Source organism: Pseudomonas sp. RA_5y_Pfl1_P24 (genome assembly GCF_963970945.1).
GTDB lineage: Bacteria > Pseudomonadota > Gammaproteobacteria > Pseudomonadales > Pseudomonadaceae > Aquipseudomonas > Aquipseudomonas tritici.
This window is the reverse complement of record NZ_CAXAOJ010000008.1, coordinates 1-13351: the sequence shown is the minus strand read 5'-3', so window position 1 is coordinate 13351 and position 13351 is coordinate 1. Positions and strand designations below refer to the sequence as shown.

At 58.0% G+C, this 13351-nt stretch carries 18 protein-coding genes and 1 pseudogene; 3 read left to right on the top strand and 16 right to left on the bottom strand.

All coding sequences use genetic code 11. From position 1 onward, the window contains the following. Positions 1-60: 60 nt before the first annotated feature. Positions 61-744 (bottom strand): annotated as a pseudogene (locus AACY30_RS14740) (alpha/beta fold hydrolase); the annotation flags it as partial. Between AACY30_RS14740 and AACY30_RS14735 the strand changes: the two are divergent. Beyond that, on the top strand, positions 731-1231 hold the full coding sequence (locus AACY30_RS14735) for a CGNR zinc finger domain-containing protein (RefSeq protein ID WP_339471972.1): 501 nt from the start codon (positions 731-733) through the stop codon (positions 1229-1231). The pseudogene AACY30_RS14740 and the gene AACY30_RS14735 overlap by 14 nt on opposite strands. Here AACY30_RS14735 and ada read toward each other — a convergent pair. The 4 genes from ada to AACY30_RS14715 all read right to left on the bottom strand — a co-directional run bounded on the left by ada (position 1228) and on the right by AACY30_RS14715 (position 3510). Next, the gene (gene ada, locus AACY30_RS14730; RefSeq protein ID WP_339471971.1) at positions 1228-2274 is read right to left on the bottom strand and encodes a bifunctional DNA-binding transcriptional regulator/O6-methylguanine-DNA methyltransferase Ada; all 1047 of its coding nucleotides are present in this window, start codon (positions 2272-2274) and stop codon (positions 1228-1230) included. The genes AACY30_RS14735 and ada overlap by 4 nt on opposite strands. A 75-nt stretch (positions 2275-2349) precedes the next feature. Beyond that, entirely contained in the window at positions 2350-3015 is a 666-nt protein-coding gene (gene alkB, locus AACY30_RS14725) for a DNA oxidative demethylase AlkB (protein ID WP_339471969.1), read from the bottom strand. Between the two features lie 4 nt (positions 3016-3019). Then, positions 3020-3187: a hypothetical protein gene (locus tag AACY30_RS14720; protein WP_339540548.1), complete on the bottom strand. Its 168-nt coding sequence runs from the start codon at positions 3185-3187 to the stop codon at positions 3020-3022. A 20-nt stretch (positions 3188-3207) separates the two neighbouring features. Further along, the gene (locus AACY30_RS14715; protein WP_027606593.1) at positions 3208-3510 is read right to left on the bottom strand and encodes a DUF1883 domain-containing protein; all 303 of its coding nucleotides are present in this window, start codon (positions 3508-3510) and stop codon (positions 3208-3210) included. Between the two features lie 213 nt (positions 3511-3723). Between AACY30_RS14715 and AACY30_RS14710 the strand changes: the two genes are divergently transcribed. Then, entirely contained in the window at positions 3724-4077 is a 354-nt protein-coding gene (locus AACY30_RS14710; RefSeq protein WP_314567286.1) for a hypothetical protein, read from the top strand. Between the two features lie 11 nt (positions 4078-4088). Here the strand turns inward: AACY30_RS14710 and AACY30_RS14705 are convergent, their stop codons facing one another. Beyond that, complete coding sequence (locus tag AACY30_RS14705) at positions 4089-4349, bottom strand: hypothetical protein (protein WP_339540547.1); 261 nt, start codon at positions 4347-4349, stop codon at positions 4089-4091. On the opposite strand from AACY30_RS14705, the gene AACY30_RS14700 reads away from it, so the two are divergent. Further along, positions 4348-4578, top strand: coding sequence for a hypothetical protein (locus AACY30_RS14700; protein WP_339416238.1), 231 nt, complete (start codon positions 4348-4350; stop codon positions 4576-4578). The two genes, AACY30_RS14705 and AACY30_RS14700, sit on opposite strands and share 2 nt — an antisense overlap. A 9-nt stretch (positions 4579-4587) precedes the next feature. Here AACY30_RS14700 and AACY30_RS14695 read toward each other — a convergent pair whose 3' ends face one another. The 10 genes from AACY30_RS14695 to AACY30_RS14650 form a co-directional block, all read right to left on the bottom strand. After that, positions 4588-4869 (bottom strand): hypothetical protein, encoded by a 282-nt coding sequence (locus AACY30_RS14695; RefSeq protein ID WP_339471967.1) that lies wholly within the window; start codon positions 4867-4869, stop codon positions 4588-4590. Positions 4870-5036: 167 nt separating this feature from the next. After that, on the bottom strand, positions 5037-6008 hold the full coding sequence (locus tag AACY30_RS14690) for a fimbrial protein (protein WP_339540546.1): 972 nt from the start codon (positions 6006-6008) through the stop codon (positions 5037-5039). 101 nt (positions 6009-6109) lie between these two features. Then, complete coding sequence (locus AACY30_RS14685; protein WP_339471964.1) at positions 6110-6658, bottom strand: fimbrial protein; 549 nt, start codon at positions 6656-6658, stop codon at positions 6110-6112. Between the two features lie 11 nt (positions 6659-6669). Next, a complete protein-coding gene (locus AACY30_RS14680; RefSeq protein WP_339540545.1) occupies positions 6670-7149 on the bottom strand; it encodes a fimbrial protein in 480 nt (159 codons plus the stop codon). A gap of 13 nt (positions 7150-7162) precedes the next feature. After that, a complete protein-coding gene (locus tag AACY30_RS14675) occupies positions 7163-7657 on the bottom strand; it encodes a fimbrial protein (RefSeq protein WP_339471962.1) in 495 nt (164 codons plus the stop codon). A gap of 10 nt (positions 7658-7667) precedes the next feature. Beyond that, entirely contained in the window at positions 7668-8240 is a 573-nt protein-coding gene (locus AACY30_RS14670; RefSeq protein ID WP_339416243.1) for a fimbrial protein, read from the bottom strand. 21 nt (positions 8241-8261) lie between these two features. Continuing rightward, positions 8262-9020 carry a fimbria/pilus periplasmic chaperone gene (locus tag AACY30_RS14665; RefSeq protein ID WP_339540544.1) on the bottom strand — a complete coding sequence of 253 codons (759 nt, stop codon included), beginning with the start codon at positions 9018-9020 and terminating at the stop codon, positions 8262-8264. Then, complete coding sequence (locus AACY30_RS14660) at positions 9017-11620, bottom strand: outer membrane usher protein (RefSeq protein WP_339471960.1); 2604 nt, start codon at positions 11618-11620, stop codon at positions 9017-9019. The genes AACY30_RS14665 and AACY30_RS14660 overlap by 4 nt, the downstream gene beginning before the upstream one ends. A 19-nt stretch (positions 11621-11639) precedes the next feature. After that, positions 11640-12200: a fimbrial protein gene (locus AACY30_RS14655; protein WP_339471959.1), complete on the bottom strand. Its 561-nt coding sequence runs from the start codon at positions 12198-12200 to the stop codon at positions 11640-11642. A 49-nt stretch (positions 12201-12249) separates the two neighbouring features. Beyond that, positions 12250-12759, bottom strand: a complete 510-nt coding sequence (locus AACY30_RS14650; protein WP_339540715.1) for a fimbrial protein — start codon at positions 12757-12759, stop codon at positions 12250-12252. Positions 12760-13351: the final 592 nt, after the last annotated feature.

Here is a 13351-nt window from a genome sequence, read left to right as displayed (position 1 = left end):
CTTGGCACCCGGCCAGTCTGTTTTATTCACTGGACGAACGTGCAGTTTCGTGATGTGCCATCAGTCGATGGCGTGGCCCACGACGGCGTGAATTCGCTCGGCGATATGTGCCGCATGGGTTTCCAGGGCGAAGTGGCCAGTGTCGAGCAGTTCCACCACGGCGTGGGGGTTGTCGGCCTTGTAGGCGTGTGCGCCTGGCGGGATGAAGAACGGGTCGTTCTGGCCCCAGATCACCAGCGTTGGCACTTGCGTCGCCTTGAAAAAGGCCTGGAACGCCGGGTACAGCGTCAGGTTGTTACGGTAGTCGAGGAACAGGTCCAGCTGGATCTCGTCATTGCCGGGGCGCTGCATGAGCAGGACATCCAGCATGTAGGCTTCCGGCGCCACGCGCTCGGGTTGGTTCACACCGTGCAGGTACTGGTAGCGCGTGCCTTCCAGGCTGATCACCGCGTTGCGGATGACTTCGCGGTTGGCCTGGCTCGGTTCGGCCCAGTAGGCGCGGATCGGTGCCCAGGCGTCGCCCAGGCCCTCCAAGTACGCATTCCCGTTTTGCGAAACCAGCGCGCTGACCCGTTCCGGGTGCGCCACCGCCAGGCGCAGACCCACCGGTGCGCCGTAATCGAAGACATACAGCGCGTAACGGCTCAGGGCCAGCGCATCGACAAAATGCCCAACCGTGATTGCCAGGTTATCGAAGCTGTAGTGGTAATCGCGCTCGGCCGGCACCTCGGTGAAGCCGAAGCCCTTCGAGTTCTGGCAGGCTGACGCCGATGTTGCGCGCTGGTGGGTACGCTTGGGCTGGGTCGAGGAGGGTGCGACGCCTGCGTTCGAGGATGGGGCGTTACTGGCAACGGCGAAGACGCTGCGGGAAGTGATCCGGGCCTTGCTGGAGGCACGCAAGGCGTGCGAGCAGGCTGATCCGGCTGCCCTCAATGGCTTTTTGCGCAAGGCCGTCAGCCATCCACAATTGTCCTGGCCGGCACCGGGTGAATTGCACCTGGTGCGTCAGCGCAAACTGCAAACGCCGGAGCAGTTTCTTTCGCCGATCGCCGAAGCTGCCGCTACCTTGCTCGTGGAGGCAGATTTCAACCTGATCCGCACCTGCGAACACCCTGAATGCGTGCTGTGGTTCTACGACCGCACCAAGGCGCATAAGCGTCGGTGGTGCAGCATGGCGCTGTGTGGCAACCGTCATAAAGTCGCCGAGTTCCGCAAGCGCAAGCAGGGTTAGACATTGCTCTCACGCTCCAGCAGCTGCTGCTTGCGCTCCACGCCCCAGCGATAGCCCGAGAGGTCGCCATTGCTGCGCACTACGCGGTGGCAAGGGATTGCCACCGCGAGGCTGTTAGCGCCACAGGCCTGGGCCACCGCGCGGAACGACTTAGGCGCACCGATCCGCGCTGCAATCTGCGCGTAGCTGGCCGTGCTCCCCGGTGGAATATCGCGCAAGGCTTGCCACACCCGCTCCTGAAACGCGGTACCACGCAGATCCAGCGGCAAGTCCAGGCCAAGAGCGGGCGCTTCGATAAACCCCACGACCTGGGCGACCAACTGTTCGAAGTGCGGGTCGGCGCCCACCAGCTCGGCGTTGGGAAATTGATCCTGCAGATCACGCGCCAATCGATCCGGGTCATCTCCGAGCAAAATCGCACACACACCACGGGCACTTTGCGCCACCAGGATTGCACCCAGCGAGCATTGCCCGATGGCAAACAGGATCGCAGTGTTAGTGCCGCCGGCTTTGTAGTCGCTGGGCTTCATGCCAAGCAGCTGGTCGGCCGACTCATAAAAGCGGCTGTTGGAGTTGAAGCCTGCGTCATACAGCGCATCGGTCACCGAGCGCGGGCCCTTGAGGCCATCGCGCACTTTGCGTGAACGATGGGCGCTGGCGTAGCCCTTGGGGGTCAGGCCGGTGACGGCTTTGAACACGCGGTGAAAATGGAAGGGGCTCAGCTTGGCTTGCGTGGCCAGCGTGTTCAGGCTGGGCGGGGTGTCGGCCTGTTCGATATGCCGGCAGGCGTCGGCCACCAGTTGTGCATGGTGTGCTGCCAGTTGGGTCTGGTCGCCGGCAGCGCGTTTGCTGGCGCGATAGCCCGCGGCTTCGGCCTGTGCCGCTGTGTCGAAGAACTCGATATTTTCCGGGCGTGGCAAGCGTGAAGCGCTGCTAGGGCGACAGTACACGCCGGTGGTCTTCACTCCATAGACGAACAGCGCATCGGCTTTGGGGTCACGGGCCAGAATGGCTGCCCAGCGGGGGTCGTGTTCGGTGGTCATGGTTGGCACTCTTGACGGGGCCAGGCCAGATTAGTCGCGCCGCGAGCACCTGGCACTCTGAAGCTTGCGGTCAAATCAGCCGGCAGTGCGAAAGGTGAGGTTGATGCGTTGCGCGCCCATGACCGAGTGCACGCTTTCCTTGATCGGCATCACCCCATGAAAGCGCAAGCGGTCCACGCCGCCCCACACCACCACATCGCCATGGAACAGCGAGACTTTCTGGGGCTTGTCACTGCGCTCGTGCCCGCCAAACAGAAAAATCGCCGGCAACCCAAGAGAGACCGACACCACCGGTTCGCTGTAGCGGCGCTCATCCTTGTCTTGGTGCAGGGCCATTTTCGCGCCGGGTACATAACGGTTGATCAGGCAGGCGTCGGGCGCAAAGTTGAGAAAACCGGCTTCTGCCGCTGCCAACACGGCGAATTGGCGCAAGGCGTCCGGCATCTGCGGCCATGGCTGCAGGTTGCGCGGGTCCAATGGCGAGTAGCGATAGCCCGAGGCATCAGTGGTCCAGCCCAGATCGCCGCAACTGCTCAATGCAGCCGACATTGTAAAACCACCAGGTGTCACCATGTGTCGAAACGGTGATTGAGCCAGGACCCGCCGCAGTTCCGGCAGAAGACGCTCAACCCAAGGCAGGGCGTAGCCTCTTAGCACGTAGGACTGTTCGCCAATTTGCTCGCGCCCTGCGGGTTGCTGCAAGGCGTCATCGGCGAACAGATCGGTCGTGGGGCCAGGCATCGGCTTACAGTGCCTTGCTCACGTTGATGTCGATGATTTCATCACTGACATCGTGAATTTTCGCCAGGGCTTGCTTGGCTTCTTCCACGCTGTTGGTGTGCAGTTGAGCGAACTCAAAGCGGCGTTCGCCGTTGAGCTTGTATTTGATTACGTACTTGGTGGTAGCGGTCACGGCTATTTCCTGTCGAGTGTTCAGCTCAGTTTGGTGCTGGTACGGCGCACAATGCGAATCTTGTGGGACAGCGCGGGTTTGCGGGTCACGCTGATTGCGCGGCGCGTGACCACGTCCAGGGTGATGTTCCAGAACCCGGTGCTCGGTGCGGTGATTTTGGCAGGGAACGTGTCGAAGGCGCCGCCGTGATAGGTGTGGCGACCACCGTTCTTAAAGCTGCGAAAATTCGCGTCGCTCATCAGACGAATATTACAAGTCTGCGAGCATTCGATGACGACAATGTCTCCCTCGTTGAGGTGCTCGCGCTGGTGGATGAATTTCATGAGGGTGTCTCCAGAAGGGCTTTTTCTGAAAAATCAGAACGATACGTAGGTTAAGATGGAGTTTATCAGCCCCAGCGCGTTTATTATCGGGTCGTCTTCAACGACGTCGACAATTTAAAACAGTTATTTACCGAGTTATCAGGGATAAATCCTACTTGGGCGGGAGAAATTTACCATCCCCGCTGTCGTAGGGTCTTTATCGGAGGTTTTAGTATGAAGTGGAGTGTGTTGGTTCTGGCCCTGGCGATTGGTGGGTGTGCTTCGGTTGCAGATATCAAGCAGACCCCTCCGACCCTGGCGGTCATTTCCGGGAAGAAACCGCAGGAATATGCCGCGTGTGTGGTGAAGAAACTGTCGGCGACCCGCCGGCCGCCGCAGATCGAGCCGCGTAAGGAAGGTGGTATGCAAGTAATTGTGCCGCAGAAGTTTTCGGCCGACCCTTCGGCAATCTTCGAGATTGATGAACGTTCCAGTGGTAGCAGCATCAAGCTCTACGAGAGCATGTCCAATGTGCCGATCCGTCCGGGTGACGTGAAGAAGGCCGGCGAGGATTGCATTTCCGGCTGATCTGGCCCGTTTCACCCCATAACTTTCCATCCGATGAAAAAGCCTGGCCCCCAAGTGTGATGCCGATTTTTTACCGCGCGTTGACGGGCGAGGGCCGTGGGGAGAAAACCTGGGTCAAGTTTCCCACCAATGACGGTGTCAATTTCTACGGTCAGATCGTAGGGGCGTGCTGATAGGGCAGGGCATCCGTTAAACTGTCTGCCGATCAATGCAAAAATGCCGCGCAAACCCTCGGTTTGTGCGGCATTTGTCTTTTTGGGGAAGTCTTTCATGAAGCGTGAACACGTCAGTGCTCGCCAGGCCGAAGGCCAGATATCGGCCACTCACATCATCCAGAACCCTGCTGCCCTGGGGGAGTGGATCGTATTTTTCAAGAAAAGCGGCGGCCGCAGTTTTTTCCTGGTGGACGATCAGGATGAAGTCGAATCCTTTGCGCGCCTGGATGATCTGGTAGAGACCATTCGCGGCCTGGGTATCAAGTTTGCTGACATTCAGATGTAGGCGTAATGCCTACTTGCAGACCACCACCACGCTGCGGCTTTTGTAGTTGCCAACGTCCTGGCCCAGGGTTTTGTCACTTTCCTTGAGAGAGGGTGTGCCTTCGGTGCCGATGATACGGTAGCCGGTGCCCGCACAGGAGGCGTCAGCTTTTTCGTAGCAACTGGCCCAGGAATTGGCCTCGCCCGAGCAGTCGATGGTCAGGCCTTGCTCACCGTTTTTGAGGTAGACGTCAGAGGTGGTGGTGCACCCGGCGAGCGCCAGTACCGCTATCAGTGCCAGAAACTTGTTCATATGGGTTCATCGTCGAGGGTGTTGGAGGGAGCGCAGACACAGTCGTGAGGCGTTGGCGCAAGTTTATAGCTAAATGCCACCTTATGCGCAGTCGCAGAAATAATATCTGTGACTGCGTAGTCCATAAAGTGACGCAAGAGGTCTTCGGTTTCAGCCTTGGGCGTGGGTTATGGCACCCCCATTACGAGCACACCGCTTCCCGTTATGGGCCCTGCCGCGGGTAGGGTTCCAGCGCGCGAGACGAGAGAAAAGATCACGTCATCGCCCCCCACGCTGTTGGTGAGCTGGGTCAGGAATGAACCGTTGACCGGAACCGCTGACCCCGCCCGGATCAGGGCCGTGCCGACGTCAGGATTGGTCATCGTCAAAAGCCGTGTGTCGAACGACGACGGGATACCTTTGTAGGTAATGGTGATCGGCGTGGTGATGCCGCCGGTCGGGCATGAGTAATTGAGCCTGCGGTTGCTGTTGATGGGCGTCGTCAGTGGGTTAGTGCCTATTTCCCTTTGATTCACGTTGCCGAAATTTATCTCGATTGGATTGTTATTGTTGATCGTGCACGTAGAGGGTGAGACTGAGAAGTTGTTGGCGGCCGTGTACGTGACCATGAGCCCCGTCCGCTGTGCGTTGTAATTATTCGTCTGGTTTAGACGCAACACACCAAGGACGTCCCCTATCCGAACGTCGATAGGGTTTGTTGGGTTATTGCGTATCAAAATATAGGGCGTTACATCCACGGGTACACCCACAGCGTTGTTGCGCATGGTCGAAATCCGAATGCCATCCGGAACCGGGGTGTTTCGGAAAACCCCGTTTATACGCAAACCTGTGCCTTGGCTGACGAATTTTGGGCCGGGCGTCCAGGCGGAGCCGGCTTGTATGGACGTCGCCCAATAGTCTTCCCACCAAGTCGGGGTGCTGGGGTAGGGCGTGAATCTGCACTCCAGCCTCACGCCATCCAGGATGATGCGGGTTGCGTCAGAACCGAGTTGGACCGTTACGGGAACCTGGAGGTTTAGCGTCCCGCCATTGTCTACTTGCTGCCAGGGGCCGTTATTCACACGGCATTGAGCTGCCTTCACATTCATCGCAGCAGCCATCAGGACGAAAAGCGCCATGGCGCCATAGAGTCGTTTCATTTTGATCTCTCGCTGCTCCTCTATCCAGGCACCGCCCGACGAACTTTCGGTCCGCGCGCTAAAGCCGCCCAGGAAATAGAGTTGAGGTTTATCTGAGGCGGTTATGGATAGTCCAGCGTAAAAGTCGAGGTCACCGTGAACCTGCCGTGCCCGATGGTTTGATCCCTGATCGCTTCCGGCTCACCCTGCACATAGGCCTTGAGCTCGATCACATTGCTGCCATCGCTCAACACCTGTTCGTCGCTGGCTGTATTCAGGGGTAACGGTTTGTTGTTCGGCGTCTCTATACCAAGCCCAATGCCTGAGGCCCCGCTGGCAACATCAAGCGCGAACAATCCAGGTAGCGCCGCGTTCTCCCTACCGCCAAGCGTGATGGTGACCGTGTTGCCAACCGTGGTGTCACAGTCCTCCAGGTGAACCTTGAAACCCTTACCCTGTGTGCGCGTATTGATGTAGAGGTGCTTGCTGGTCACGTCCCAGAGTTCCAGGGTGATTGCCTCGTCACCCGGGCGGATGGTGCAAGCCTCTTCAACCAGGTTGCCTTTGAAACTCAGGTTATCCGCCGCATGCCCCGCGGGCACCAGGCTGAAGCTCAGCAGCAACGCCACGCAGGCATATGGCCGTGCTTTAGGGTTCATCGCATGTTGCATAAGCTCAGCTCCTACTCGTATTCGGCCAATAACGTGGCCACCGCGGTAAAACTCGCGGGGGTCAGCACGGCACCGGGCTGCTTGACGGGGACGACTTCCAAGGTCGGTGGGGACGACAGGGTTATGTCCATTGGCGTGTTGAGTAGGAACGGCATGTTATTCTGAAAAACCCGAATACCCAGGTCAGGTACGTTGGTCTGCACCGCCGAGCCATCAAAGGCTGTTGCTGTAGCGTTGACGCTCAGTTTCAGCTCCCAGGGGAGTGTGTCGGTGCCGCAGTTGATGGTGTAACCAACACCCCTGCGGTACTGCACGCCGTCGATTCGCCTGATCCCGACATCGCCAAAGTCGACCTCTATCGTGTTGCCTGCATCAATCGTGCAGGGTGGTGGTTCGTTCAATGTTCCGCTGAACGTCAGGTTGGCCGATGCACCCGTGCACAGGCCTATGGAGCACAACGCGAGCAATGCTCGCTGCGGCCAACATGTCATTGATCTTTCCTCTTCATTGATAATCGACCACCAAGGTGGCGGCCGCATCAAAGGCGCCTCCCGTGAGCTTGCTGCCAGCACGTTTGACGGGCACCGCCTGCACCACCGGAAAGTTCGGATAGGTAAAGTTCACCGCTGTATTGAGTGGCCAGTCGGCACCATTTACGAACAGCTTTACCCCAAGATCCGTTTTGCGAGTCATCAGCACGCGATGGTCAAACGCAGCCGCCGTGCCTTTCAGTTCGAGTGTCAACGCGTTGCTGAACGGGGAGTTGCAGGTAACGGTATAAGGCACCCCTCGACGATAATTAATCCCGTCGACCCTGGATGTCAGAAGGTCGTTTCCGAACGGCACATCAAGCGTACTGCCGCCGTTAATGACGCAGGGTGGAGGCGCAATGATGACCGCGCGGATCGCCAGGCTGGTCTCGGCCTGTACGCCCTGGTTGGCAACCCACAGCAGGCCGCCACTGATAAAAATGGCCCGCAGGCCGGTAGGCTTAACCATTATCACGCCCTTACTCATAGTTGAGCCTGAAATCCACCACGGCCCGAAATGCCCCGCTTGTCAACGGTGCAGAGGTGCGTGTGGGCTGAACAGTCCACGTCTGGGTATTACCGCCCAGTGGCAAAAACAAAGGTTCGCCCCTCGATCCCAACTGAACATCCCGCCCCAGGGCATCGGTCAAGCGCAGACCCATGCCAGTGATGCCTTGCACCTTGACCAGCCGTGGGTCATCGGCATCGGCGGGCGCATAGAACGCGACCGACAGCACCGGTTGAAAGGCGCTCCACGTCAGGTTTCCCGTACGTTCGCTGCGGATGCTGCCCGCGGTGCGTTGGCAATCGGTAAAACGCAACTGGAATGCCACGGGCCTGGCTTGATCGCCGGGGCGTTGCAGTTGACTGGTCGATACGGCGCCCAGGTCGATGGTTTGATGGAGCGAGGTCATTTCCAGCACGCAGGGGATTTCGTGCAGGCTCCCGGAAATGTTCAGCATCCCATTCATGCCCTCGACATCCTCGGCGTGTGCGCCTTCCACAGAGGCCAATAGCAGTCCGCTCAGGACCTTCACGGTGTGCGACTTCATGGCTTTCTCCCACGGCATGCGCTACTCACCTGATGTCGATGCTTGCGAGTTCACCTTGCAGGTGTCGCCGCTGCAGGTGAAGGCTATCAACGGACGCCCACCGTAATCGTTCACGTAGGCCAAATAGGGGGCAGAGCCGAGCGCCTTGGCGGTTGGCCCCAGGGTCAGCGTGCCTTTGGGCGGTACCATCAAAGGCTCAAAGCCCGACGCGGTCTTGCCGTCCTTGGTGCTGCGTGCATCCACCAGGGTCACGTAGTAAGGCGTGGGGTTACTCACGCGGTAGTGCTCGCCGTCGCGCGTCAGGGTCAGTTTTTCCTGCCAGGGTGTGGACAGGTCTTGCTGGCTTGGCGCAATGGCTTGCGGTCGGTAGAACAATTTAATCCGGGTTTGCAGCGCAATTTGCAGGGTGTTGGACTTATCGCTGCGCGGCGGAATTTCCCTCAAGTTGAAGTAGTAGACGGTCTCTCGATCCTGCGGCAAAGACTTGGCCGCCGGTAACGCCTGAACTTTCACCTGGCTTTGTTTGCCGGGCTCCACGCGTTGAACCGGCGGTAGCACGATCAAAGGCGTGGTGATTTTCTCGCCGGCTTCATCCTCGATCCAACCTTGCGCCAAATACGGTAACTGGGTGTTGTTGTTGGTGATGTTCACGCTGGTGGCATCCTTGCCACCATCAAAAATCACTCGGGTGCGGTCCAGCCCGATGGCGGCGTAGGCGCTCTGGCTCAAGCCGAGAGCCAGCATCACGCAGGTTTGTGTGAAGCGCGTGTTGAGCATCATGAAGGGGTATTCTCCGTATCGTTACGCTGGCCGGTCAGTGCATCTGGCTCGGGCAGGGGTTGATCAATGGCTACCATCCGGCAGCCCAATTGCAGGGCATCGGTCAAGCTGTCAGCGGGCAGGACGACGGGAAGCGTGAGGATGCAACGCTCGGAACCGCCCCAGCTGACAGTCATCTCTGCGCCAGGCTGTATGCCGCTCAGATAGACATTGCCGCCGTCATTCACGATGCCTGTATCCTGCTGTTTCAGGTTTTTCACTGTCGCGCCGAAGGGTGGCGAACTGCCGTCTGGCAGGCGCAGGACAGCCATGGCCTTTTCGCCGGAAATCACCGACAGGGAGCGATAGCCGATGGCGCCTTCGGTGAGCGTCAGTTGCGTGACTGATTGAGTGGCTTCGACAGTGCGCGGCAAATTCTCCAGATCCACACTGGCTGCCATGCGTTGATAGCTGCCGATATCGGAAATGACCGCTTTGCCAAAGGCGTTGCTTCGGGTCGGTGTGCCGTAACCCCGCACAGGTACGTCGGGCACCCCGCCGGTATCGACCATCAAGCGGGTGCCGCCCGTGCTGTTGGTCCGATGCAGTGCGCCACCGTAAGGCGTGAGCGTGCCGCCGCCGCGCGCAGACACACTGAGCGTGGTGTAACTGCCTTCTTGGGTGCTGGCAGCGATATCGATGTCTGACTGGTCACCGATATGGCTCAGGTAACCGCTGGCAGCGTTGTTGCTGGCACTGAGTTGGTAGCTGTTACGTTCATCCAGCCGATCGCTGTAGCGCGTAGCAAAGCGGTTATCGCCTGCGGCCCTGTTAGCGTCCATCGACAATGTGCCAGTACGCCCCAAGGGCAGGCTGACCGTCAGCGCCATACCGTTATCTTTATAGTTGTATTCCAGGGTGCGGTGAATATTCAGGGACATGTTTATGTTTTTGACGGTGCCGACATTAAAATAACGTGACACTGATAAGTTCCAGCGCTGAGTGGGCGGCCGCTCCCAATAGGTTTGTTTGTTGTAACTTGCGTACACGGTGGCGCCTAAATCACGGAACTGCTTGTTGATGGTCGCGGTATAAAGTGCCTTGCTGCCGCCGATAGGTTTCCAGTCTTGCGTGTATCCATCGTACTGATAGCGCCCCGCAAGCTCGCCGTTCTTTCCATAATGGCGCGCGTCCAGGTATTCACTCATGCTCAAGTAGTTCTCCTCAGAGAACCGGTAGCCGGCAAAGGTGATCTGGCTGTCGTACTGTTCAAAGTTCTTGGAGTATTGAAGACGGTAGGACTTGCCCGACAGTGTCTCATTCCACACATTTGCGCGGGCCTGGGTAACATCCAGCGAGAGTGCGCCAAATGCCAACAGGTCACGGCCTATCCCAACAGACAAGGCGCGGTAGTTGTTATCCGTTATGCCGCCGCCAAACAGCGACCAGCCATTGCTGACACCCCACGAGAACTCGCCCGTACCGAACAAGTCGCCATCGCCGCCGTATTGAAGATTGGAGGGCCGCCCAGTGGCCATTTTGTAGCGAACGTGGCCCGGGCGCGTCAGGTAGGGCACGCCTGCTGTATCGATCTGGAAGGTGTGGGCCGAACCATCCTGCTCTTCCACCCGTACATCCAGCCTGCCGGACACGGCGTCGTTAAGGTCCTGAATCCGAAAAGGGCCTGCGGCGACCAGCGTTTCATACAGCACACGTCCTTGCTGGCTGATGATGACTCTGGCGTTGGTTTTGGCGACGCCGACCACTTCTGGCGCATACCCACGCAAGTTGGGTGGCAGTTGGCTTTCATCCGAGTTGAGTGCTGCACCGGTAAAGCGAAAGCTGTCGAACAGGTCCGAATACAGGTAGTTCTCTCCCACCACCAGACGGGCTTTCAGTGCAGGGAGTGCGCGATAGGCATAGTAGCGACTCCACTCCAGTCTCGAGCGCCTGGCTGACACTTCGCGGTTCTGGTCGACACGGGCCTGCCAATCGGCGCGCAAGCGCCAAGCCCCGGCATTGGCCCCCAGTGTTCCGTTACCACTGATGTCATTGCGGGCACTGTCTTTCTTCTGGTGACTCGATTGCGCTGTCATGTTGTAGTCAATCAACAGGCCAGGTACCCCTTCATCCCAGCGAGAGGGTGGGTCCCAATTGATAGCGCTGTACTCAAGGTAGGCTTGGGGAAGGTTGATGGTCAGCGTGGCGGTGGCCAGGTCTGCGCTGACCTCCATACCTGGCAGGCTCTGAATATCCAGGCACGCTCCGCCTTTCCACCACGTCAGTTCGGCGGCGCCGGATTCCTTCAGGCCTAACTGGTCCACAAGATCGGCAGATAAACAGGCTTCGCTCCCTTTGGGGTCGTCGTCGGGAGGGTAGAACGCTACCGATTGCTCAGACAGAGACTGGTTGTTTATGTGCACAACCATTGAATAGGTGCCGGGCAGAATAAAACCGCTGCGGGCAAACTGAGACAAGTCAATATTGGTGCGGTCATTGAGATCCAGAACATCAGTATTAAACTCAATCCCCCCGGCACCTAATGCAGTTCCCGCCACGGATATCAACCCGCCAAACAGGCCTGGGCGGAGGGTATTTTTGATCTTCGACGCATTCAGCATGAAAGCAACCCATCAATGTTCAAAAGTAGTCCAACGTGAACCGCACCGCGGCACTGTGAGCCCCTGGCACAAGTTGCAACCCGTTGCCGACCAGGCGAAGCGTGTAATGAACGGTCATGTCACCTTCAGTCAGCGGTACCAGCGCCATGGGTTCACCGGGAATACTTTCCTGGCCCGCCGCATCCCAAATATGAAAAGCGACCCCTTGTGAAAAACCTGAGGCGGCAAAAGAGCGGCCCTCTCGGTCACGAGCCCCGTCAAACGTCACCCGCAGATGTTCCCAATCAGGCAGGCTGACGCCTGGGCGCAGCGGGTCCGGCCGACTCAGCGAGCAATTGACCAGCCGCAACTGGAACGGGTGTGGATCTCCGATCGTATTGCGCAAAATCCGGCCGATTGGCTCGGCGGGCATATCGATGGACTGATCGGCGCTGGCCAACTCCAACCCGCATGCTGAGTCAACGACTTCACCACCTAGAGTGACCACGCCATCGCCTTGCGCAGGCGTCTGCGAGAACGCGCCAGGGCTGATGAACATTGCCAATGAAGACGTAATAGCGAGGTGCATGAATGTTTTCACCGTTATCTCCCGTCAGCTTCCCCCGCCACCTGAATGGCGGGGGAGAGACTTACTGATAAGCCAAGGTGAAGTTGGTGACCGCGCTGAAATCACCCGGAATGATGGGGGCCGTAGCCGCGCCTTGTACGTAGGCACCGAACTGGAGTGTGTTGTCACCGGCGACAATCGCCTGCGGGGTCGTCGCCACACCCAGCTCAATGAGTTGGCTGCCGTGTGTCATCATGATGCCTATGCCGCCCGCGCCACCGATGGTGCCGATCGCACCTGGAACGACAGCAGATGGCGCAGCCGTGAAGGTAGTGGTCACCGTATTGTCGGTAAGACCGGTGAGATCGCAGCCTTCAAGTTCGATCAATACAGAACGGGGCTCGGATTTCCCACCCGTTTGCAATTGATGCTTTGCAATGGCTCCCAGGTGAACCGTCTGATCCACGGACTCAGGCTTGATGGAGCAGGCCCCCGAGTGAACCGAACCCAGGAACGTGACCGTTCCATCCGCTGCTTGAGCCGCGGACATCGAACCCACCAGCAAGCCGATAGACAGCAACGCAGTTTTCATTTCAACTTTCATCAGCAAAGACCCATCTGTTAACAACGTCATATAGGAAACCTGCAGGCAGACGTGGATTGAACCGTCGCTTCTTTTATATAAAGAACGTGCAGGGAACTCAGCTCGTCGCGCACCCAGTTGCAACCAGGGAAATAACTTAATTTTCCAACTAATTGTATTGCTACTCTGGAGTACGCTTGAACTCAGGCAATTGTCAGGCTTGTAATGAAGAAAGTAAGTCGTCTAAGTCTTCTGGCTGCGTAGCCTGGATATGTCGAAATATGTAAGAGGGATATGGCAATTTGCCAAAAAACGATAATTGTCTGTAAGAAATAAACTACATTTAGTTTGGCGGGCGTTTCCAGTTGTTGTAATGACTGTAAGAATAGGGCTACATTTTTCCGAAATACAGCAGTGTCCCGTATCGCCCTGTAACTGCGTGACCGAAATTACAGTTGGCGCCAAAGAGTGGCGCCATCGAGTAGGAGGCGGATTCACATCCGCCGTCCTCTCACACCACCGTACGTACGGTTCCGTATACGGCGGTTCAGGTTATACGGTTAAGTCGGTTTATCGTGTCCAGTATCGAGACCAGGCCGAG

Bases quoted from the DNA above. Each gene is read 5' to 3' on its own strand.
- ada (WP_339471971.1), bottom strand. From the start codon at position 2,274: ATGACCACCGAACACGACCCCCGCTGGGCAGCCATTCTGGCCCGTGAC.
- alkB (WP_339471969.1), bottom strand. From the start codon at position 3,015: ATGCCTGGCCCCACGACCGATCTGTTCGCCGATGACGCCTTGCAGCAA.
- AACY30_RS14715 (WP_027606593.1), bottom strand. From the start codon at position 3,510: ATGAAATTCATCCACCAGCGCGAGCACCTCAACGAGGGAGACATTGTC.
- AACY30_RS14710 (WP_314567286.1), top strand. From the start codon at position 3,724: ATGAAGTGGAGTGTGTTGGTTCTGGCCCTGGCGATTGGTGGGTGTGCT.
- AACY30_RS14700 (WP_339416238.1), top strand. From the start codon at position 4,348: ATGAAGCGTGAACACGTCAGTGCTCGCCAGGCCGAAGGCCAGATATCG.
- AACY30_RS14705 (WP_339540547.1), bottom strand. From the start codon at position 4,349: ATGAAAGACTTCCCCAAAAAGACAAATGCCGCACAAACCGAGGGTTTG.
- AACY30_RS14695 (WP_339471967.1), bottom strand. From the start codon at position 4,869: ATGAACAAGTTTCTGGCACTGATAGCGGTACTGGCGCTCGCCGGGTGC.
- AACY30_RS14690 (WP_339540546.1), bottom strand. From the start codon at position 6,008: ATGAAACGACTCTATGGCGCCATGGCGCTTTTCGTCCTGATGGCTGCT.
- AACY30_RS14685 (WP_339471964.1), bottom strand. From the start codon at position 6,658: ATGCAACATGCGATGAACCCTAAAGCACGGCCATATGCCTGCGTGGCG.
- AACY30_RS14680 (WP_339540545.1), bottom strand. From the start codon at position 7,149: ATGACATGTTGGCCGCAGCGAGCATTGCTCGCGTTGTGCTCCATAGGC.
- AACY30_RS14675 (WP_339471962.1), bottom strand. From the start codon at position 7,657: ATGGTTAAGCCTACCGGCCTGCGGGCCATTTTTATCAGTGGCGGCCTG.
- AACY30_RS14670 (WP_339416243.1), bottom strand. From the start codon at position 8,240: ATGAAGTCGCACACCGTGAAGGTCCTGAGCGGACTGCTATTGGCCTCT.
- AACY30_RS14665 (WP_339540544.1), bottom strand. From the start codon at position 9,020: ATGATGCTCAACACGCGCTTCACACAAACCTGCGTGATGCTGGCTCTC.
- AACY30_RS14660 (WP_339471960.1), bottom strand. From the start codon at position 11,620: ATGCTGAATGCGTCGAAGATCAAAAATACCCTCCGCCCAGGCCTGTTT.
- AACY30_RS14650 (WP_339540715.1), bottom strand. From the start codon at position 12,759: ATGAAAACTGCGTTGCTGTCTATCGGCTTGCTGGTGGGTTCGATGTCC.